15 protein-coding genes are annotated in these 20,676 nt (G+C 63.0%); 8 read left to right on the forward strand and 7 right to left on the reverse strand.

Going from position 1 to position 20,676, the window contains the following annotated elements; all coding sequences use genetic code 11:
• Window positions 1-3 precede the first annotated feature (3 nt).
• On the reverse strand, window positions 4-1,449 hold the full coding sequence (locus tag IM816_RS08930; RefSeq protein ID WP_250340634.1) for a S41 family peptidase: 1,446 nt from the start codon (window positions 1,447-1,449) through the stop codon (window positions 4-6).
• 319 nt (window positions 1,450-1,768) lie between these two features.
• Between IM816_RS08930 and IM816_RS08935 the strand changes: the two genes are divergently transcribed.
• Complete coding sequence (locus IM816_RS08935; RefSeq protein WP_250340635.1) at window positions 1,769-3,292, forward strand: DUF1800 domain-containing protein; 1,524 nt, start codon at window positions 1,769-1,771, stop codon at window positions 3,290-3,292.
• 9 nt (window positions 3,293-3,301) lie between these two features.
• On the forward strand, window positions 3,302-4,492 hold the full coding sequence (locus IM816_RS08940) for a DUF1501 domain-containing protein (RefSeq protein ID WP_250340636.1): 1,191 nt from the start codon (window positions 3,302-3,304) through the stop codon (window positions 4,490-4,492).
• A 36-nt stretch (window positions 4,493-4,528) separates the two neighbouring features.
• Here IM816_RS08940 and IM816_RS08945 read toward each other — a convergent pair whose 3' ends face one another.
• On the reverse strand, window positions 4,529-7,540 hold the full coding sequence (locus IM816_RS08945; protein WP_425602641.1) for a TonB-dependent receptor: 3,012 nt from the start codon (window positions 7,538-7,540) through the stop codon (window positions 4,529-4,531).
• A gap of 210 nt (window positions 7,541-7,750) precedes the next feature.
• Window positions 7,751-8,824 carry an AraC family transcriptional regulator gene (locus IM816_RS08950; RefSeq protein WP_250340638.1) on the reverse strand — a complete coding sequence of 358 codons (1,074 nt, stop codon included), beginning with the start codon at window positions 8,822-8,824 and terminating at the stop codon, window positions 7,751-7,753.
• On the opposite strand from IM816_RS08950, the gene IM816_RS08955 reads away from it, so the two are divergent.
• Together IM816_RS08955 and IM816_RS08960 are read left to right on the forward strand one after the other, a co-directional pair.
• Window positions 8,811-9,644 carry an oxidoreductase gene (locus IM816_RS08955; RefSeq protein ID WP_250340639.1) on the forward strand — a complete coding sequence of 278 codons (834 nt, stop codon included), beginning with the start codon at window positions 8,811-8,813 and terminating at the stop codon, window positions 9,642-9,644. The genes IM816_RS08950 and IM816_RS08955 overlap by 14 nt on opposite strands.
• 241 nt (window positions 9,645-9,885) lie before the next feature.
• Window positions 9,886-11,316 (forward strand): GGDEF domain-containing protein, encoded by a 1,431-nt coding sequence (locus IM816_RS08960; RefSeq protein ID WP_250340640.1) that lies wholly within the window; start codon window positions 9,886-9,888, stop codon window positions 11,314-11,316.
• Here IM816_RS08960 and IM816_RS08965 read toward each other — a convergent pair.
• Complete coding sequence (locus IM816_RS08965; protein ID WP_250340641.1) at window positions 11,313-11,828, reverse strand: SRPBCC family protein; 516 nt, start codon at window positions 11,826-11,828, stop codon at window positions 11,313-11,315. The two genes, IM816_RS08960 and IM816_RS08965, sit on opposite strands and share 4 nt — an antisense overlap.
• Window positions 11,806-12,168: an ArsR/SmtB family transcription factor gene (locus tag IM816_RS08970; protein ID WP_072320950.1), complete on the reverse strand. Its 363-nt coding sequence runs from the start codon at window positions 12,166-12,168 to the stop codon at window positions 11,806-11,808. The genes IM816_RS08965 and IM816_RS08970 overlap by 23 nt, the downstream gene beginning before the upstream one ends.
• 292 nt (window positions 12,169-12,460) lie before the next feature.
• Here IM816_RS08970 and IM816_RS08975 point away from each other — a divergent pair, with 292 nt between their 5' ends.
• Both IM816_RS08975 and IM816_RS08980 read left to right on the forward strand, forming a co-directional pair.
• A complete protein-coding gene (locus tag IM816_RS08975; protein ID WP_250340643.1) occupies window positions 12,461-13,024 on the forward strand; it encodes a DUF2878 domain-containing protein in 564 nt (187 codons plus the stop codon).
• Between the two features lie 93 nt (window positions 13,025-13,117).
• A complete protein-coding gene (locus IM816_RS08980; protein ID WP_250340644.1) occupies window positions 13,118-14,338 on the forward strand; it encodes a PQQ-dependent sugar dehydrogenase in 1,221 nt (406 codons plus the stop codon).
• A 29-nt stretch (window positions 14,339-14,367) separates the two neighbouring features.
• Here the strand turns inward: IM816_RS08980 and IM816_RS08985 are convergent, their stop codons facing one another.
• On the reverse strand, window positions 14,368-15,114 hold the full coding sequence (locus IM816_RS08985) for an SDR family NAD(P)-dependent oxidoreductase (RefSeq protein ID WP_250340645.1): 747 nt from the start codon (window positions 15,112-15,114) through the stop codon (window positions 14,368-14,370).
• A 181-nt stretch (window positions 15,115-15,295) separates the two neighbouring features.
• Between IM816_RS08985 and IM816_RS08990 the strand changes: the two genes are divergently transcribed.
• Window positions 15,296-15,772, forward strand: a complete 477-nt coding sequence (locus IM816_RS08990) for a host attachment protein (RefSeq protein WP_250340646.1) — start codon at window positions 15,296-15,298, stop codon at window positions 15,770-15,772.
• A 17-nt stretch (window positions 15,773-15,789) separates the two neighbouring features.
• On the opposite strand, the gene glgP is transcribed toward IM816_RS08990, so the two are convergent.
• Complete coding sequence (gene glgP, locus IM816_RS08995) at window positions 15,790-18,267, reverse strand: alpha-glucan family phosphorylase (RefSeq protein ID WP_250340647.1); 2,478 nt, start codon at window positions 18,265-18,267, stop codon at window positions 15,790-15,792.
• Between the two features lie 162 nt (window positions 18,268-18,429).
• Here glgP and glgX point away from each other — a divergent pair, with 162 nt between their 5' ends.
• The gene (gene glgX / locus IM816_RS09000; protein WP_250340648.1) at window positions 18,430-20,574 is read left to right on the forward strand and encodes a glycogen debranching protein GlgX; all 2,145 of its coding nucleotides are present in this window, start codon (window positions 18,430-18,432) and stop codon (window positions 20,572-20,574) included.
• Window positions 20,575-20,676: the final 102 nt, after the last annotated feature.

The raw sequence follows: 20,676 nt of genomic DNA on the forward strand, positions 1-20,676 counted from the left end.
TCCTCAGCGTAAGCCAGCGATCCAACGTTCCAGTGCGGCGTTGTCGGTCAGGTCGGCTTGGTAGACGTAGCGCGGCACGAGCGGCACGTTGCTGCCACGCTGACGACCCCGGTACACCTTCATGGGTACGACCAGCGCCATGTGTCCGCTCGGCAGCATGGTACGGCGAATGTCCATATACGCCGTGTCTGCACTGGTTACCTGGCCGACGTGGATGGCGCCCAGGGCCAAGAATAGATCTGCGGCATCGAGGCAGGCCGACGCGCAGCCGCTATCGGTCACCATGAAAATGCGGGCGTGAGTCTTCGGCGGCTTCGGCGTAGGACGCTTTGCCTCACCCGGCTCCATGTAGAACGGTTCGCCCTTCGCCATCGCCGCCTGCATGCCTGCAACGGTACTTTTTCCCCAAGCAAGGTTCTCAGGGGGCGCGTCCGCATGGGCGGACCACATGCGCACATAGGATTGCATCTGCGCCATGTTGTCCTGGGAGGCGCGCCAGTCGACGCGGGTTGGAGCCAGGTTGACGGCATCCACAGCGTGCTTGCCCCAGAGTGCTTCGGCCACACGGTGGCTCCATCCGGAGTCGCCGCCATTGTTTCCGCGCAGATCGAGCACGACGCGCGGCGCAGCGAGTATCGTTTCCCGCTGCGCTTGCACCTTTGCAATCAAAGGCTCCAGCGCCTTGGCTGCAGGATGATCGGGGTCGCCGTCGAAATCGCTGAGCGCGATCCAGACGGTGCCGTCGGAAAGCGTCCGCATGCCGATCGGTTCGGCCTTGCGTCGAAAGGCTTCGGCAAAACGGCGGTCCAATTCCTTATCGTCAATCGGACGCCATGCCAGATCCACCGTGCGGCGCGTGCCGTCCACGTCGAACGTGCACCGGACGGGGCGCTTGATCCAGGGATTGCCCACATCGGTGAAAAGGCGCTTGCCACGCATGACGCGTGACACATGAAGATTCCACCGGCCGCTTCCTCCCATGCCGCCGACATTGTCACGCGCGAGTGCTGCGGCGTCCTTTCCGTCGCAGGCGATGAGGCGTGCACCGAGGGGCACGGGTGCGTCCGCAGCACGGGTCACGACCCGTTGATCGTCTTTCGTGTCGAACGTCGTGAGAAATCCGGGCCACCGGGTGACGAGCGGCGGCTGTATGACACCTTCGGGCACGAAGGCGGCAAGGTGTCCGTCGTCAAATGTAGCGGCGTACGCGATGAGGGCATAAAGGTACCCCGCATACGTCGTAGTGCTGCCCGCGCGCTGCAGTGCCAGTGCCAGGGCCTGATCGTTTTTTGCGGCGAACCCGGGGTTTTCAGGATCGACTGGCCCCGGATGGTTGCGAGCGATGTCATCGTGCATCGCCTTGGCGTCCATGCGCAGGCTGGCAGCCCAGTCCTGTGCCGATGCAATAGGCGCCGTGAGCAGCAGCGCAGTGGCGAGCAGCGACTTCATACCTTCCCCCTCAGGTGTCGTCACGCATGCTCAAGGATGCGAGCAGGGAACGGCAAGCGACGAAAGTCATACCTTAAAGATGCTTCGTCAGTACGGCCCAAGGGAGACGGTCCAGGTCGAAGGGCCAGCGAAAAGGTTGATTGGCATACGCGCAAGAAAATGCGGAGGCCGTATCCCTTCGCGAAGCCACATGGCGTTCATGTACTCCGATGAAAATGACACCGGAAACGCCCAAACTATGAACCCGTGCCAACACCTCCAGTAAACCCGATGAGCCCTCCGCCGTTTGAGGGTCATCCTGCCTCGAACGGAGAACCGGATGCGTTCGATATTCACGACCAGCCTGACCGCACTGCTCTGCCTGGCCGCTGCCGCCCCGCCCGCCTTCGCTGCCGATAAGCCGCTTTCGCAGGAAGACACGGAGTGGCTCGATCGCGTGACCTTCGGCCTCGATACCGCCACCGTGGCCAGCTACCGCGATCTTGGCCGACGCCGCTTTCTCGAAGCGCAGTTGCATCCGAAGACCGATGCCCTGCCCCAACCGATCGCCGCACAGATCGCCGGTTTCGATGTCATGAAGACGCCGCCGGAAACTTTGCTGGCCACTGTGCGAGACCAGTATCGCGACATCAACGCCATGCCCGATGGCGATGCGAAGCAAGAGGCGCGAAAAGCACTGCAGAAACAGGGCAACGATTACGCGCAGCAGGCGCAGGCAGCCGAGCTGCTGCGTGCCATCTACGACGAAAACCAACTGCGCGAACAATTGGTGTGGTTCTGGCTGAACCATTTCAGCGTGTTCAAGGACAAGGGTCGCGTGCGCTGGCTCGTCGCGGACTATGCGCAGAACACGATACGGCCGCACGCATTGGGCAAGTTCCGCGACCTTGTCATGGCAACGCTGAAAAGCCCCGCCATGCTGGAATACCTCGACAACGCGCAAAACGCACGCGACAAGATCAATGAGAACTACGCCCGCGAGCTCATGGAACTGCACACGCTCGGCGTAAACAGCGGTTACACGCAGACCGACGTGCAGAGCCTCGCTCACATCCTCACGGGCGTCGGTGTGAACTTCGATGGACAGCCGCGCAAGTTACGCCCGGATCTCAGGCCTTACTACGTGCAGGAGGGCGTCTTCGAGTTCAATCCGAATCGCCACGACTTCGGCGATCAGGTACTCCTCGGCAAGACCATCAAGGGCGGTGGCTTCGACGAAGTCGAAAAGGCCGTCGATCTGATCGTCAGCCAGCCGGCGTGTGCCACGTTCATTTCGACCAAGCTGGCAAAGTACTTCGTGTCGGATAACCCCCCGCCGTCTCTGATCGCTGCCATGGCGAAGACCTTCCGCCGCAGCGATGGCGACATTGCCAAGGTGATGGAGACGATGCTCACGTCTAAGGAATTCACCGCGTCGCTTGGCAAGCGCTACAAGGACCCCACTCAGTTCCTCGTGTCGACCATGCGGCTTGCCTACGATGGCAAGCCCGTGGAAAACCCGCGTCCGCTGGTGAACTGGATCAACCAGCTCGGCCAGGCGCCGTTCGGCCGAATAACGCCCGACGGCTGGCCAGTGACCGATTCGGAATGGTCGAGCTCCGGCCAGGTGGCGAAACGTTTCGAGATCGCGCGCTCGATCGGCAGCGGTGCCAATCATCTGTTCGACTTGGACGATACCGGTAAGCGTAGCGTAGGTGGTTTCCCGCAGCTCACCACGCCGACCTACTACGCCACGATCGAGCCTACGCTCGGCGCCAAGACGCGTGCCGCGCTGTCGCAGGCCACGTCGCAGCAGGAGTGGAATACGTTCCTGCTCGCCTCACCCGAATTCAACTACCGCTGAGGTTCCGCCATGGACCGTCGCCAATTCCTCTTCACGCTCGCCGCGACCGTACCCGCCCTGACGCTGGGCGGCAAAGTGTTCGCCGCGCCCGCCAGCTCGCCGCGTTTCCTGCTCGTGTTTCTTCGTGGCGGCTACGATGCCAATAACCTGCTTGTGCCGTACGCGAGCGACTTCTACTACGAGTCGCGCCCGAGCATTGCGCTAGCGAAGCCCACGGACGGCGATCCGAAGTCAGTGCGCGCGCTGGACGCACACTGGGGGCTCACGCCGGCTGTCGCGCAGACCATGGGTCCGCTGTGGGACAAGAAGCAGCTTGCGTTTATTCCGTTCGCTGGGACCGACGATCTCTCGCGCAGCCATTTCGAAACGCAAGACAACATCGAGGCGGGCGAACCCAGTGACTCGCGCCAGTACGGCTCGGGATTCATGGGCCGTCTGAGCGGCGTGCTGCGTGGCGTGCCACCGATCGCCTTCACCGATGCCCTGCCCCTGTCCTTCCGCGGCACGGGCGATGTGCCAAACATCTCGTTGAAGGGCGACGGCAAGGCCGTGTTCGACGATCGCCAGTCGAAGATCCTCGCCAGCATGTACGAGGGCACGCCGCTGCAAGCGGCCGCCACCGAAGGCCTGCAATTGCGCCAGCAGGTCGCTCAGGATCTGCAGACGGAAATGGTCGCCGCCAGCCGCGGCGCAGTGAATGCGCGTGGCTTCGCCCAGCAGGGCCAGCGTATGGCTACCCTGATGAAAGACCGTTTCCGCCTCGGCTTTGTCGACGTGGGTGGTTGGGACACGCACGTGAACCAGGGCGGCGCGGACGGTCAGCTCGCCAACAACCTGGACAACCTTTCGCAAGGCCTCAGCGCCTTTGCCGATGAGCTGGGTCCAACGGAATGGAACAACACCGTCGTTGTCGTGGTTTCCGAGTTCGGCCGCACCTTCCGAGAGAACGGCAACAAGGGCACGGACCACGGTCATGGCACCACGTACTGGGTGCTGGGTGGCAAGGTACGTGGCGGGCGCGTCGTTGGCGAGCAAGTCGCCATCAATGCAGGAAGTCTGCTGCAGAATCGGGACTATCCGGTACTCAATAACTATCGCGACGTGCTTGGCGGGCTGATGAAGCGCATGTACGGGCTATCGGATGCGGATCTCGGCACGGTGTTCCCCCGTGCCAAGCCGCGCGATTTGCAGCTCGTGTGAAGGTGCCGGCGTGAAGCCGGCACCTCCCCGCTTGCCTCAGAAGTCGTAGCTGACCGAAAGCCGCGCATAACGCGGTTGCTGCCGGATCGTCGCTGTGCGGTACAGCGGATTGATCAACTGCGGGCTCAGTTCGCTGTAGGGCGACAGTTGGAGTGGACGCTGCTCGTTCAGCAGGTTGAAGATGTTCGCGCTGAAGCTGAGCTTGTGGTCCGCGAAGGCGGGGCTGTACGTCGCACCGATGTCCAATTGGCGCGTCCATGGCAGGTGGCCCTGCTTGCCTGGACGCGACGGCTCGCCGTTGCAGAAGTGATAGAGGCTGCCGTACGACAACGGGTCCGTGCCATCGGCACCATAGAAACCGAGGCAATGCCGCGGGCTTCCCGAGATGACGGCCAGGTTGGCCGAGACCAGCCACTGCGGATCGATCTGGTAGTAGCCGTACAGTTTGATCTGGTGCGTGTGGTCGTTGTTTTGCGGGCCGTTGGCGAACTGCATGATCGATGCGCCATCCCAGTCGTAGCTGGTGGACGCGTTGGCCTGGCTGACGTCGGAACGGAGCTGGCCCTCGGTGTTGCCATAGCTGCGCGAGAACACGTAGTCGAACTTGGCGTACCAACGCCCGTTGAAGGGGTGCTCGAGCAGCGTTTCGAGGCTGTAATACTGGCGCTTGAGCTTGGGGAAGCCGAGTTCGGCGTTGCTCATCGGCACTTCGACGTAATTGCCACTCGCGTCTACCAGCGTGAAGGTGTTCGCCCGACCCGAATTGATCAGGAAGCAACTGTTGCTGGTGGAGGCGTCGTAACCCAGCTGCGCCGACTTGGCCAGCACGGCATCGCGGTCGCAATAGTCATCGATGGCGTTGCGCAGGTTGCGGTACATCAGCTTCGCGCCATAGACCCACGCGGGGCCGGCGGTCTTGGTAAAGCCGAGGATGTACTCGTCCTGCTTTTCCGCCGTCAGCCCTTTGGCCGTGGTTACCTTCGGGTCGGGTTGCTGCCCGTAGAGGTTCAGGCCGGACACGGGCCCAGACATGGCGGTCAGGCCCGTGGGCGTGCCGTCCGCGGCAATACCGCCATAGGTGTAGTACTGCACGGTGTTGGTCGTGGCGGCCGCGGAATTGAGCGCGGGGTTGAGCGGCAAGCCGAGGTAATAGCGGCCGGCATTGCCGTAGACCTTGAAGCTGGCGTCGCCCATCACGTCCCAACTGAAGCCCAGTCGCGGCGCCCACTGCGGCTTCGTCTGGGTGATATAGGCCTGGCTGGCGGAGTCGTAGTTGGTGAATTGGTCGTTGCGCAGCCCCAGCTGCAGCAGCAGCCGGTCGTTGACCTGCCACTTGTCCTCGACGTACTGCGCGCGCTGCGTCGAGCGCACCGTCGCCACTTGGCTATAGGTGTTCTTCTGGACGAAATAGCCGTCCGCGCCGTTGGGAAAATCCTCCGTCGCGCCGACGCCCAGATCGGAGTTGATCGGCACATTGGGCAGCGACTGGCTGTACGACCACGTATAGCCCGGGCCCGAGGATTCGCTGCCCTGGTTGGCCGCCTTGGCCGTCAGGTTGTCGATACCCACGCTGATGGTGTGCTCCCCGATCGCATACGCCAGGTCCAAGCGCGTGTTGGTGGTGAAGTTGCCACGCTTGGGGTCGCTCAGGCCATCGGTCGTCTGCGCGTTACCGATCGGAACGCCGCCGTTGAACGCGGGGTTCTGGTTCACCTCACCGTCGACGTAGGTCAGGCTACCGTCGTAATTGGCCGGTGCCTGATAGGCCTGCGTATGCATCTTGCCGTACTCGGCCGTGAGCGTCAGCGCGTCGGTGATATAGCTGGTGAACTTGCCGCTCCACAGGTCGCCGCCGTTTTTCTGCCGGTCCGCATCGTTGACGAACGCACCACGACGCTTAGCCACGTAGTCGTAGTCGTAGTAGCTGCCCTGCGTCTCCGTCTTGTCCGAGGCGCCAGTCAGTTCCAGGATGTTGCTGTCGGTGATGTTCCAGTCGAGTTTGGTGTACCAGCGCGGCATGGTGCTACGCGACTTCTCGAACGAATTGCTGGCTTCTTCGTTGGCCACCGTCTGAGTATCGCGACGTTCCACCTCGGCGGCGGCGAACACGTACAGCTTGTCCTTGATCAGCGGACCCCCGGCATAGATGGACGCCGTGCTGTCGACGTCGCGGTTGGCGCGGTTGTACGCATACAGGTTGCCGGCCTTGGCCGACTGCGGCACGCCGCTGGCGTAGTAGTCGTTGGCGCCTTTGGCGCGCGCGAACTGTGGCTCCCAAAGGAACTGCACGCCGTAATGCCAGGTGTCGGTACCACGCTTGCCCACCGCGTTGATGACGCCGCCGTCAGAGCGCCCGTACTGCGCGCTGTAACCGCCGGTGTATACCTCTTCCTGATCGATCGCGCCGTACGGCAGCGTGATACCGCCGAGCGCCTGAAGCGGATCGGTCGTGTTGAAGCCGTTGATGTAATAGGCATTCGCATTGGCTGACGATCCGCCGAAGCTCACCAGCGACTTGCCGGTGTCACTGGTAAAACCGCCACTGTTCGGCACCACGCCCGGCGCTAGCTGGGCGATTTGCTCGGCCGTGCGCCCCAAGGGCAACTTCGCCAGCTGCTGCGCATCGATCACGGTACGGGAATCGACGCTGGCGACATCGATCGGCGGCGTGGCATTGGCCGATACCTGTACGCCATCCAGGGCCGTGGCCTGCGCCGTGGCCGCGGTGAACGACACCTCGCTGGCGTTGCCGACCCGCACGGCCACGTCGTGGCGGCTGTCGAGCACCTTGCCGTCGCGTAGCAACGTGACAGTGTAGGTACCGATCGGCAGCGCCGGCGACTTGTAATGCCCGTTCGCGTCGACTGGTAGATCGCGGCTCACACCGCTCTGGTTTTCCACGCGCACCGTCGTCCCGGCCGCGACCGGCACCTCACCGAAGAGGCTGCCCGTGGTCGATTGAGCGAAGCTCATAGGGGCACAAGCGGCGCCGACAGCAAGACACAGCGCCTGTAACGGGAGATGACGAAAAGAACGCGGAAGCGACATGGAAAGGCCCGGTGGCGGCACCATCGTGTGCACGGGTACCTCCCGTGGACGAGATGCGGAATGGATAGGAATATCCGTCCCCGAAGGCGGACGCCTCACCTTCTAGCACCACGTAAACGTTTACACAACGGTTACATAAGCATTACGTAAAAGTCGCAAGTTATTGCGACGCTTATCTTTTTTTGGTGGCTTCGCCGATCGCCATTTAGCTCAATGCGAGGACACGTAGTCGGATGCGGCAAGTGCCGGCGGAACCGCAAACTGTTCTTTCATGCGCTTGAGTTCCGCCATGGGCGGACGGCCGAAGAGGCGCTTGAACTCGCGATTGAACTGCGAGGCGCTGGCGTATCCCACCGCATAGGCAGCGGCTTCCGCCGTCATGCCCTCGCGTACCATCAGTAAGCGGGCTTGGTGAAGACGCGTGGACTTCACGTATTGCATGGGCGACGTCTGGGTGATCGCCTTGAAGTGCGTATGAAACGTGGGAACGCTCATGTTGGCGTCCTTCGCCAACGCCGCGAGATTGATGGGTTCGGCGTAGCTGGCGTGTATCCGCTGCAGAGCTTTTCCTATCTTGCCGAAAGGGCCTTGCATCGCCAGGGCCGAACGGATCGCCCTGCCCTGCGGCCCGGTCAGTACGCGGAAATAGAGTTCGCGTACGAGGTTCGGTCCGAGGATGGGCGCTTCCAAGGGGCTTTGCATGGCCTCCAGTAAACGGAGCACCGACGCTATCAACGAGGCATCCATCGGACTGGACACCATACTGGCCGGCTCGTCTCGATTCACCGGCGAGTGCAGGCGATCGATCTGGATGGCCAGCTCGGCGGCCATCTGAAAGTCCAGGTGCATGTAGATCGCCAGCAGAGGGCGATCCGGTGAGCCATCCGATGTCATGGTGAAAGGGACAGGTACCGCTACGGCCAGGTAGTGCTGCTCGTCGTACACATAGATCTGCTTACCGAAATAGCCGCGCTTGCACCCTTGGCACACGATCACGATGCCTGGGTCGTACAGAACCGGTGTATGAGATAGCACCCGGTCGGAGCGCAGGATGCGTACACCGGGCAACGCCGTGAGGTTGTAACCCTCCTGTGGCGCCAGCGCGCGAATGAGCGCGACCATGCGGCGTTGTTCCTCCATCGTAGACTTCTCGTCGGACAGCATTACAAGGCGCTCATAAGAATAGGCAATAAAGGCGATTGATTCGGCATAAAAGTGGCGGCGTAACGACAGTATTGTGCATGCATCGTCGTTAGTTGGGAGTGACCCCATGGTAGCCAGCAAGACCTTGTTTATTACCGGCGTCAGCAGCGGTTTCGGCCGAGCCTTGGCCGAAGAAGCACTCCATGCCGGTTATCGCGTCGTCGGCACAGTGAGAAACGCGCAGGCCCGGGTTGAATTCGAACGGCTCTCTCCCGGGCGCGCCCTGGGCCGCATTCTCGATGTGACGCACTTCGACGCGATCGACGCGATCGTGAGCGATGTCGAAACCGACGTCGGCCCTATCGACGTGCTGATCAACAACGCCGGATATGGTCATGAGGGCGTCATGGAGGAATCGCCCCTCGCGGACATGCGCCGCCAGTTCGACGTGAACGTATTTGGCGCCGTGGCGATGATGAAGGCTGTGGTGCCTTACATGCGTGCTCGTCGCAGAGGACACATCGTCAACATCACTTCCATGGGCGGTTACATCACCCTGCCCGGCATTTCGTATTACTGCGGCAGCAAGTTCGCGTTGGAAGGTATTTCCGAGGTGGCCGGCAAGGAATTGAAGGCGCTCGGTATTGCCGTCACCGCGGTGGCGCCCGGTTCATTCCGCACGGATTGGGCGGGACGCTCGATGGTCAGGACACCGCGTTCCATCCCGGACTACGACGCGTTGTTCGACCCGATCCGAGAAGCCCGCATCGAAAAGAGCGGCAAGCAACTCGGCGATCCCGCGAAGGCGGCGCAGGCGATATTGAAGGTGATCGACAGTGACTCGCCACCGGCGCATCTGCTGCTGGGAAGCGATGCACTTGCCCTGGTCAGGCAGAAGCTGGCCGATCTCACCGCCGAGATCGACCAGTGGGAGGCGCTGACGCGTTCGACGGATGGTTGAGTGGGTGCCATGGCACTGAAGCCTAGGAGTTATGAGAGCCCGATCCGGCGTCTAGGCAGCGCCGCGGGCTCGCCGTATCCTGCGTGCAAAGGATGGCCCCGGTGCTGATACGGGTTAATCTCTTGCGTGCGTCCCGCAACGGATGCGCGCTTGCTCCAGGGCCGGAGTGGTCGTTGTCATGCTCCCTATATGAGGCCCGATGCGAATACAGCGATGGACCCCGGTCTTTTTCAGCGTGCCCATGGCAGGGCAATGTATTGCCGTTTTGTGGGCGACCGAGAACACCTTGTTTCATAGCTACGTTGCGGTGGTGACCACCGTTGCGCTTGCCATACTGCTGTGCGCCAGGCGGATGTCCCTGGCGGTGAAACATAACCGGCCTCTTTGGGCGCTGCTGCTGGCAAGCCTTGCAGCGAAAGGTGTGGCGTTTACGCTTTTACTCATCGACAGCACCCATCACAGCGAAGGGACGCTGGTGATGGTCGATCCCAGCTTCTGGTTCTGCGTGGCGGGTTGGTTCCTGATTGCCGCGGCGTCGTTCGACGCTGCCACGCCAACGGTTCGATGGGCGTCCCTTGGGGACATCCTCACCTCGATACTCTCAGTCGGCCTGTTTTACGTTCTCTTGCGCGCTGCCATCGAGGGACCGATGGCCGCCGATTCGGCGGTGTTCCTCACTCGCCTGTTCGACGCCCTGGACGGATTTGTCGCTGCCATCGTGCTCTTGCGATTCCTCGGCACACGCCGGGCCGACGAGCGGCGCTTCTTCGGCGTCGTCGCTGCCTTCACGGTGACCGATGCGATCGCCGCCGCCGTTCACAACCGTCTTGTCGTGGCGACCGATTCGTATCTTCCGGAGCTGCTGTTGACGCTGCCGATGGTGGTGGTCGGCATGCTCCTCAGCCGGCGCAAGGCCATCTGGTTGCGTGGTTTCCGTCCGTCCCTCTTGCAACGTCGGTTGTCGCGCATGGTCAGGCCATTCGCATTGAGCCTGGCGACATGCTTCGTCGCACTCGCGACCGCCCATGTCGACAAGACGCTTGCCATTCGCGCCCTGGTGGCGGCACTGACCCTGTTTGCCGGCAGGAATGCGCTGGTCGTCTGGTATCACCTTTCGGCAGAGGACCAGATGCGGGTACTTCGCCGAAGGCTGCAACACGCCGCAGTGCATGATCCGCTGACGGGCTTGCTCAACCGCCGCGGCCTGTTCCATATCCTGCAACGCGAATACGACGCTGCACGCCATCCTGCAGGATTCAGCATCGCCATGATCGACGTCGATCACTTCAAGCGCTTCAACGACGAGTACGGTCACCAGGCCGGTGACCGTTGTCTGGTGCATGTCGCGCGCTCGCTGACGCAGATAGCCGATGCCGTCCCCTCGTGCGTCGTGTCGCGCTACGGCGGGGAAGAGTTTGTTCTGCTGTTTCCAGGGGTAACGTTAGAAAGCGCCCTGCTGCACGTCGAACGCGCGCGCATCGAGGTTGCCCTTGCTCCTCCATCGCCGTTGCCACCCGATACACGAATCACCTTCAGTGCAGGCCTCGTGACGGTCGAAGGGGGCCGTTGGCCCCCCATTGACGAATTGCTGCGCCAAGCCGATTCAGCGGTCTACGCCGCCAAAGCCGAAGGCCGGGACCGAAGCGTTGGAGCGGCGCTTGTGACCGCCTAGGCGCCTTCCCGCAGGCTGCCCTGGTCGAGCATCGCATCCAACTGCGCGAACTGCTCGGGCAGGCCTTCCGCCGAACCCTTGAGCGCCTCGTCGCGAGCCGCCTGCGTGGGATAGAGCTCGTGGAGAGTGACGAGCGTCTTGTCGCCGTGCGCCTCGAACGTCACCGTGGTCAGGGCGCCCTCCTCGCTTTCCTCATTCGTCCACACGATGCGCTCGAGCGGCGTCACTTCCTTGTACGTGCCGAAGAATGCCATGGGCTGGTCGAATGCCGGGTGGCGGAACACGAGCTTGTACGTACCACCCGTGCGAATGTCCATGCGGCATTCTTCCAGTGACATGCCGGCCGACTTCGGCACCCACCACTGTTTGAAGAGGTCCGGCGTGCTCCACGCTTCGAACACGATATGTACCGGTGCGTCGAAGGTTCGCCTGACGACGAGTTCCCGGTCCGACCTGGCTTCCACTACCGTGCGGTTCGCGGTGGTGGCGTTACTTTCGTTTGTGGCGGCCATTTGCGTTCTCCTCGCGTTTCATGTGCTGGACGAGCGCGTCCAGTGCGTCGAAGCGTGCGTTCCAAAGGCGGCGCTGCTGCTCGATCCAGGCAGCCTCCTCTTCCAGGCGGCGCGGACCTAGCCTGCAGGTGCGCACCCGCCCGACCTTCTCCGTGCTCACCAGGCCGGCCTGCTCCAGCACGCTCACGTGTTTCTTCATGCCCGTGAGTGTCATCTGAAACTTTTGCGCCAGGTCGCTGATCGAGGCGTCTGAGGCCCCGAGTTGCGCGAGCACGCCACGCCGCGTGATATCCGAAAGCGCGGCAAACGTTGCGTCGAGGGAAGCTTCATAGTGAACCATGTGGTTCAGTGTATGCCTGTCCTGGCGCGGAGTGCAAGCGGTGCCCGGGGGCGGCACGTTGATCGGGTACTGAGTCCAAAACGCTCGGTGCTACGTATAGGACGGTAAGCAAGTCGCACACTGACCGGGGCCTGCCGCTTAGGCCTTCATCCTGGAGAACCACCGTGAAGACGTTCCTACCGACGGCAGCGGCCACTGCGAAGGTTCCCTTTGCGGCCGCTCCCGCGCGTACCAGCGACGGCGCGGCGCCTGATGTCGGGTATCGCGTCTGATGCGCATGCGGAGCATGCGAGTGCCGACGAACGCTTCGCTTCGCCGCAGCTTGGGCTTCTGGGCCAATCTTCTTGGCTATCAGGGGGTGTGGTTCCTGCTCGTCAGTGGCGCCGCACGCTCCAGCTTGGTCGTGCCGATCGCCGCTGCGGTCGCGTTTGTGGTGGTTCAACTGATCATGACGGCAGAGCCACGCAGCGAAGGCCGCCTTGTGGTGGCCGCGTTGCTGTTGGGGTCGATCACGGATGGCGTAGCGGCGGCGTTGGATTGGCTGCGCTATGCGTCCCCTGCTCCCGCACTACCGCCGCAGGGTGCGCCGTTATGGATATTGATGCTCTGGGCCAGCTTCGCGACAACGATCAATCGCTCGCTTACGGTCGTCCGTGGGCGCCCTTGGCTTGCTGCTGTGTTGGGCGGTCTCGGTGCGCCGTTGGCCTATTCGGCCGCTGCCAGTGGCTGGCATGCGGTCGAATGGACCTCCCCCTGGGCATGGGTATGGATAGGTGCCTGCTGGGCCTTTGCACTGCCGATACTCGTGTGGGTTAACGCATCCTCGACTCAAGGCCAGATTCCGCGATCTGAATGAGCAACTTGCGCTGCGGATGAAAAACACCGTCACACATGAACGATCTTTCGCACGCTATGTTTTGTAGATCACCACGGCGCGGGAAATGGGGACATGAAGAAACTGGCTAACGGGGTTTTGTTCGCGGCTTGCATCACGGGCGCGGTCCACGCGCAGGCGAATGCCGGCGACCAGAAGCCGGACTCCGACCTCCCGTTTACCATCACCAAGGTAGCCAGCCTCGACCTGCCCTGGCGCATCGCCTTCCTGCCCGACGGACGCATGCTGGTGACGGAGAAGGTGGGACGCGTGGCACTGGTCACTCCACAAGGTGACAAGACCGATGTCGGAGGCGTGCCGGCGAGCTACTTCGAAGGCCAGAACGGCATGTTGGGCGTGTTCCTCTCGCCGCATTACGCCGCCGATCACAGCGTGTACCTGACCTACGTCGAGCCGGGCGACTACGGTGGCGGCGTGGCCCTGGGCCGAGGACGCCTCGTGCTGGACGACAAGCAACCCCGGCTGGAAGGCTTTCAGGTGTTGTGGCGCCAGGTGCCCACCGGCAAGGGCGGTCAACCGGGCGGCCAGATCGCGTTCTCGCCGGACGGCAAGTACCTGTTCCTCACGCTCGGTGACCGCCAGCGCTTCACCCCGGCGCAGGATCCGAGTCAGCCGCTCGGCAAGATCCTCAGGCTCACGCTCGACGGCAAGCCGGCGCCCGGCAATCCGTGGGCAGGAAAAGTCGGCGCGCGAACCATTCCCTTGATCGATCCGCCCGCCGATACCGAAAAGGCCAAAACGGCGCCGATCGTCAGCACGTACACCTTCACCGGACCCAACCTCACGCCTGCAGAAACCTGGAGCGTCGGTTTCCGCACGCCCTATGGCCTGGCCTTTGGTCCGGACGGCCGCTTATGGGAACTTGAGCATGGTCCCAAGGGCGGTGACGAGTTGAACCTCGTCCAGCGCGGTAAGAATTACGGCTGGCCCTTGGTCTCGTATGGCATAAACTACAACGGCGTGCCCATTCCCAACCCGGATACGCGCCCCGATCTGGTCAAGCCAGTCATCTATTGGGACCCGGTCATCGCGCCGGGAAACATCATGTTCTACAAGGGCACGCTGTTCCCGCAATGGAATGGGAGCGCCCTGCTCAGCGGTCTCACCGCTCTGGGCATCGTGCGCGTGACGTTCGACGAAAAGGGCGGCGCGACCGCCGTCCAACGGTGGAGCGTCGGCAAGCGTGTACGCGATATCGAGGAAGCCCCGGACGGTTCGCTGTGGATGCTCGAGGATGCTTCGCCCGGAGGGCTGTATCACCTGATGCCGAAGTGATCGTTGAGGGCTGTGCCTGCACCGACGAGCTAGCGTGCGGTATAGCCCCCGTCGACCACGAACTCCGCGCCGGTGATGAACGACGCTTCGTCCGAGGCGAGAAACACGGCGCACCAGGCCACTTCGTCAGGCGTCCCCAGGCGGCCCAGCGGATGTAACGCTGCGATCGCCTGGAAGCCTGCCGTCTCTTCCACCTCCATGCCCGCCACGTAACCCTCCACCATCGGCGTGTGGATGAATCCGGGATGGATGGAGTTCACCCGTATCCTGTCCTTTGCGTAGAGCAGCGCATCCGTTTTGGTCATGAGACGAACCGCGCCTTTCGATGCGTGATAGGGCGGTACGTCGGCAGCGCCGACCAGTCCGTAAATCGACGACAGGTTGATGATGCTGCCGCCGCCAGCAGACCTCATGGGAGCGACGGCATGTTTGACGCCGAAGAACACGCTCTTGACGTTGATGCGCTGGACGCGGTCCCACTCCTCTTCGGTCAGCTCATGGGTCGGCTTGTCGGCGCCTACGATGCCAGCGTTGTTGACGAGGATGTCGAGCCGTCCGAATCGCGCATGCGCGTGCTGGATCGCACCGGCCACGTCCGCTTCGTTACCCACATCGGCATGAATGAAATCGACGCCGGGGCCTAAGGCTCGCTCGGGGCGGCAGATGTCCGCGATGACCACGTCGGCGCCCTCCTCCGCCATGCGCTGCGCGCAGGCCGCGCCGATACCCATGGTGCCGCCCGTAATCAGCGCGACCTTTCCTTTCAATCGGTTCATGGCGCACCTCCCGAAGTCGGTAGCTCGAGCATGCGTGCGGTGCCCGCCTCACGCCTTGATCTGAATCAAGCGCCTCTCCGTCCGGATTGATCTACGTCAACGTCGGCAGCGGTGCCCCCGTCTACAACGTTGTTGACGTCATTGTTTCGACACCCTTGCCGCACAGACGGAGGTGGTTACCATGGCTCTGACCTGGATCTTGGTGTGCGACGCTGCGCGGGCGCGCCTATTCGAAAGCGCGGACAGGCATACGGCATGGTGCGAAGTAGCCTGTTATGCCAATCCCGAACTGAGGGGGCCCCCTGCGGATCGCGGCACGGGCCGTACGGTGCCCCGTTCGCAGGAAAGCGTCGGTGCCGCAAGGCATGTGATCGAGCCTCGCGAGAGCAGAAAGGATCACAGCGCGCGTATTTTTGCTCACAGCCTTGCCGAAACGCTGCGTGAGGCTCATGCACACCGCCGTTACGAGCGACTCTTCATCGTCGCGCCGCCGCGCTTCCTGGGTGTGCTCTCCGACCAGTTCGGCGATGAAACGGCGATGATCGCCGGCTCACTGGGCAAGGACGTGGTCGGTTTGTCGGCCGAGGACATGGAGCGACATGTCCGGGCCGCGTTTCCTCACGACTTCGCCGCTGAAGCGAAACGTCCGGCCGCCTGACACGGGCGGCCAGCCCCTCACCGCTGCCACGTCACAAGAGGCAGCTCGGCCGGGAGGAAGGCGTCCTGATGCCAAGGCCGCAGTCGCACCGTGTAGTCGCTTGCGGGGCGGGTGGCAGGGAGTGACGCTTTGAACATGTAACCGCCGATCGCGCCACTGATCGCATCCCCCTGGCTCATCGGAATGGACTGCCGCGGAAACCCGTCGCGTTCCTCGGCATAAAGTTCTACTTTTACCCACTCGACGTTCAATCCACCGAGGTACGCTTGCGCGTGAAAGCGCCAGTGGGCGTCGTCGAGCGTCACGTCCACGTCGCCGAGTCGCACTTCGTGCCAATGCGACGACATGGCATCGCTCCATGCGACAAGTTCACCCGGGTTGCGCTTCGTCAACGCGCGAAGGGCCGGACGATAGAAACCGTCCACGTACTCAAGCAGCATCCGATTGCTGCTGAATGCAGGTGTGAGCCGCGACATGCTCGCGCGCATTCGCTCCACCCAGCGCTGCGGCACGCCGTGATCATTGCGCTCGTAGAAGCACGGTGCAATTTCGTCTTGCAGCAGACGATAGAGACAGTCCGCGTCTTCCGGGTTGCCCCCGTGTCCGTCGATCGCCCACCCGCAGGCCGCGTCATAAGCTTCCGCCCACCAGCCGTCCAGCGTGGAGACGTTGAGTCCACCATTCACCAGCGTCTTCATGCCGCTGGTACCGCAGGCTTCCCACGGTCGGCGCGGCGTGTTGAGCCATACATCCACGCCCTGCACCAGCCGTTGTGCGAGAGCAAGGTCATAGTCTTCCAGGAACACCGCCCTGCCCTGGACGTCCGGACGTTGCGTGAATTCCACCCAGGCACGCACCTGTTGTTTGCCTTCCTCGTCGGCGGGATGTGCTTTCCCGGCGATGATGAGCTGGACCGGCCGCTTCGCATCGGCGAGGATATCGATGAGCCGCTGCGGGTCGTGCAGCAACAGGTTCATACGCTTGTATTCGGTAAAGCGGCGCGCGAGGCCCACGGTCAGAACGTTGGGATCGAGAACGCGGCGCGCCATGGCGATGCTTGCTGGCGTTTCACCTCGAAGGCCGAGCTGCATCGCCAGCCTGTCACGTGCGTATTGCACCAAGTCGCGTCGCTGGCGGCCCGCCAGATCCCAAAGCACGATGTCATCGCAGGCGGCTATGGATGCTTCGAGGCAGCCGACGTCGCCGAGCCAGCGTCGTTTGCCGCACGTCTGGGTCCAGAGTTCATCGGCCGGTGCGGAATCCCATGACGGCACGTGAACGCCGTTGGTGACGTGGCGAACCGGTACCTCGTCAAACGGCCAGCGCGGATAGAGCGGCGCGAAGAGCTTTCGACTCACCTGGCCGTGGAGCTTGCTTACCGCACTGGTTTGCGCGCAACCGCGCAACGCGAGATAGGTCATGTTGAACGGTTCGTCTTCGTCTGCCGGGTCGATACGACCCAGGGCGAGGAAGTCGCGTAACGAAAGCTGGCAGTCGTTGAGCAGATCCTGCGCGTATTTTCGGATCAGCGAGGGCGCGAACGCGTCGAACCCGGCGGGGACGGGCGTGTGCGTCGTGAATACGTTGCCCGCCCGGGTCTCCCACCATGCTTCCTGGAACGTGACGTTGCGACGATGCATGCATCGCCGTGCCCGCTCCAGTACGGCAAACGCGGCATGTCCCTCGTTAAGGTGGCATACCTCGACGGGCAAGCCGAGAGCGTCCACGAGGCACCAGCCACCAATGCCGAGCACCACCTCCTGCAGCAGGCGCATTTCGGAACCGCCGGCATAGAGCTTGGCGGTAATGCCGCGGTCAACGGCGCCATTGAGTACATGGTTGCTGTCGAGCAAGTAGAGCCGGGTGCGCCCCACGTCGGCCTGCCACACGCGAAGCCGCAACGTCCGTCCGGGAAGCGGCAGCGCGAGTTCCAGCCACGCACCATCGGGACCGACCGACGGTTGGATGGGCAGGCTGGTCGGATCGTTCGACGGGAAAGCTTCCTGTTGGTTGCCTGCGCTGTCGATCGTCTGACGGAAGTAGCCTTCCCGATAGAGAAGTCCCACGCCGATCAGCGGCACGCCGAGATCGCTGGCTGTTTTCAGGTAGTCGCCAGCCAATACGCCCAAGCCTCCGGCATACAGGGGCAGCGCTTCGCTGAGCCCGAACTCCATGCTGAAGTAGGCAATACCGTTAGGCATGTCGCCCGACGAATGGCCGGCAAGCATCCCTGGGGTTTCCAGGTAATGACGGCGTTGGTCGACAGCCGTTTTCAGTCGCTCCAGGAAAGCCTCGTCGCGTTCGAGTTGATCGAGCTGCGCCTGCGACGCGTTTTGCAGCACCACCCATGGGTTATGCGTGAAATCCCATAGCTCTCCGTCTACCTGTCGCCAGAGTGCATCGACCGCGTGGTTCCATGTCCAGCGGAGATCGAGCGCGAGGTCGTTCAATGGCTCGAGGCCCGATGGAAGCGAGCGCGGAAGAATCCGGTGCATGTGCATTGGCGACCTCCTGGGCGGCAGCCGTTACGTTCTCGCCAGCGAGACGCTGAGGTATTGACGAGGATCAACGAGCGGCTTCGTGGCGAAGGTCACAGTGCCTGCAACCTCGGCAGATATGTGAAGAGTCGTCATGCCCCCAAACCCTGCACAGGCCGCATGAACGGGCCTTTTGTCCTCGCAGCAGGGGCACCGGAGCCTTTAGGTGCTCACTGGGACGGCCACGGCGTGAACTTGTCCGTGGTGTCGCGGCACGCCCAATCCATCGAATGGTGCGTATTCGACGAGACGGGCGAGCGTGAACTCGCTCGCCTTCCCCTGCCCGTGCGTGACGGCGACATCTGGCACGGCTACCTCGAAGGCGCAGGCCCCTGTCTCGTCTATGGGCTTCGGGTGCATGGCCCTTACGATCCATGCCGTGGGCACCGATTCAACCCCCACAAGCTGCTCATCGACCCCTGTGCCCGGGCGTTGCTCGGCACGTTCACCTGGGGCGATGCGGTATTCGGGTACGCAGGTGGAACGCCCGACGTCGCCTCCGCCATGGATGAACGCGACAGCGCACCGTTTGTACCGAAATGCGTCGTTACGGCGCCGCTGCCGCCGCTTTCGGAGCGGCCGGCCCGGCCACGTACGCCATGGAACGACACGGTCATCTACGAACTGCACGTCAAGGGATTCACCCAATCCCATCCGGCCGTGCCGGAGGCCATACGAGGCACCGTCGCCGCGCTCGCGGCGCCTTCTGTCATCGCGTACCTGCAGCAGCTTGGCGTCACGGCCATCGAGTGCATGCCGATGGCGGCCTTCATCGACGAACGGCATCTCGTCAGGCACGGGCTGACCAACTACTGGGGCTACAACCCGATCGCTCCGATGGCCGTCCATGCGCCCTACCTTGGCGGCGGAGACGCACGTGCCATGGCGGACGCCGTCGATCGACTGCATGACGCCGGTATCGAGGTGATTATCGACATCGTCCTGAATCACACCGCTGAAGGCGGTGCCGACGGGCCGACGCTGACGTTGCGCGGTCTGGACAACGCCGTGTACTACCGTTTGCAGGAGCAGCATCCGGAACGCTATGTGGATGCCTCCGGTTGCGGCAACACCCTCGATCCGTCCGAGGCCGCCGTCATCGCACTTTTCCACGCCACGCTGCGCTACTGGGCTTGCGAGATTGGGGTCGACGGGTTTCGCTTCGATCTGGCGACGCTCCTGGGACGCTCCGAGACCGGCGCGTTCGACGCGGATGCGCCTTTGTGGCGCACCATTGCCGCCGATCCGGATCTCCGCGACCTGAAGTTGATCGCCGAGCCGTGGGATGCCTCGACGTCAGGAGCCCTCGGGTCGTTTCCGCCGCCCATCCGCGAATGGAACGGCCGCTATCGCGATGACATCAGACGGTTCTGGCGTGGCGACGCTTGCGCCCGCGGCGCGATGGCGACGCGACTGGCGGGTTCCAGCGATGTGTTCGACCACGGCGGCCGCGGCCCGCTGCACGGGGTCAACTACGTCACCTGCCACGATGGCTTCACGTTGGCAGATGTCACCTCGTACGCCGCCAGGCACAACGAGGCAAATCCCTATGACAACCATGACGGCAGTCCGGAGAACTGGAGCAGCAATGGCGGTGAGGAAGGCGATACCCAGGACAAAGCCCTGCGCCTGCTCCGTCGTCGCCGACGCTGCGCCATGCTGGCGACGCTGGCGTTGTCTCGCGGCGTGCCGATGGTGCTCGCTGGGGACGAGCTATCGCGTACGCAGCACGGCAACAACAATGCCTTTTGCCAGGACAACGCCCTGAGCTGGCTCGACTGGACCGCCATCGAGGACCCCATGCGCGATCTGCGGCCATGGCTCGCCCGCGCGTTGCAGTTGCGGCGACGGTTCCGCTTTCCGCGTGTCGACGCGTTCTTCCGTGGGGCCACGGCGATACACGTCGACGACCGGGACATCCGCTGGTCCGAGCCCGATGGATCCGAACTCGACTCGGCAGGATGGGCAGACACTGCAGAGCGCGCTCTCGGTATTCTCGTCACCGGTCCCGGCGAAGGCGAAGCGGTCAACGAACGCATCTTTCTCGCTCTCAATCCAGGGGAACACGAGCGGACCTTCCGCTTGCCTGCGCCACCGGGGACCGAGGCATGGTTCGTCGTGCTCGATGCGGACCGCCCGCCCACCGCGGCTGCCGTCCTCGCATGCGGCAGCGAGGTATCGATTCCGCCCACGGGCATGCTCGTGCTGTCGGATTCGGACCCTGCAAGGCCGTCGCTCGCCGCAACGCGTGTGGCCACGCCTTGAGCCAGGGCGAGCTGATGTTCTCTTGATGCGTATCAACTCCGGGGGACGCCGGTTTTGCTGCACTGCCCTCGTCATGAACAGTCCTGCGTCCCCACGCCGTAC

The sequence above is a fragment of the Luteibacter flocculans genome, from assembly GCF_023612255.1.
GTDB classification, from domain to species: Bacteria; Pseudomonadota; Gammaproteobacteria; order Xanthomonadales; family Rhodanobacteraceae; genus Luteibacter; species Luteibacter flocculans.

Excerpts from the sequence above, each read along its gene's own strand:
- IM816_RS08930 (WP_250340634.1), bottom strand. The coding sequence starts at position 1,449 with ATGAAGTCGCTGCTCGCCACTGCGCTGCTGCTCACGGCGCCTATTGCA.
- IM816_RS08935 (WP_250340635.1), top strand. The coding sequence starts at position 1,769 with ATGCGTTCGATATTCACGACCAGCCTGACCGCACTGCTCTGCCTGGCC.
- IM816_RS08940 (WP_250340636.1), top strand. The coding sequence starts at position 3,302 with ATGGACCGTCGCCAATTCCTCTTCACGCTCGCCGCGACCGTACCCGCC.
- IM816_RS08945 (WP_425602641.1), bottom strand. The coding sequence starts at position 7,540 with ATGTCGCTTCCGCGTTCTTTTCGTCATCTCCCGTTACAGGCGCTGTGT.
- IM816_RS08955 (WP_250340639.1), top strand. The coding sequence starts at position 8,811 with ATGGTAGCCAGCAAGACCTTGTTTATTACCGGCGTCAGCAGCGGTTTC.
- IM816_RS08960 (WP_250340640.1), top strand. The coding sequence starts at position 9,886 with ATGGCAGGGCAATGTATTGCCGTTTTGTGGGCGACCGAGAACACCTTG.
- IM816_RS08965 (WP_250340641.1), bottom strand. The coding sequence starts at position 11,828 with ATGGCCGCCACAAACGAAAGTAACGCCACCACCGCGAACCGCACGGTA.
- IM816_RS08970 (WP_072320950.1), bottom strand. The coding sequence starts at position 12,168 with ATGGTTCACTATGAAGCTTCCCTCGACGCAACGTTTGCCGCGCTTTCG.
- IM816_RS08980 (WP_250340644.1), top strand. The coding sequence starts at position 13,118 with ATGAAGAAACTGGCTAACGGGGTTTTGTTCGCGGCTTGCATCACGGGC.
- IM816_RS08985 (WP_250340645.1), bottom strand. The coding sequence starts at position 15,114 with ATGAACCGATTGAAAGGAAAGGTCGCGCTGATTACGGGCGGCACCATG.
- IM816_RS08990 (WP_250340646.1), top strand. The coding sequence starts at position 15,296 with ATGGCTCTGACCTGGATCTTGGTGTGCGACGCTGCGCGGGCGCGCCTA.
- glgP (WP_250340647.1), bottom strand. The coding sequence starts at position 18,267 with ATGCACCGGATTCTTCCGCGCTCGCTTCCATCGGGCCTCGAGCCATTG.
- glgX (WP_250340648.1), top strand. The coding sequence starts at position 18,430 with ATGAACGGGCCTTTTGTCCTCGCAGCAGGGGCACCGGAGCCTTTAGGT.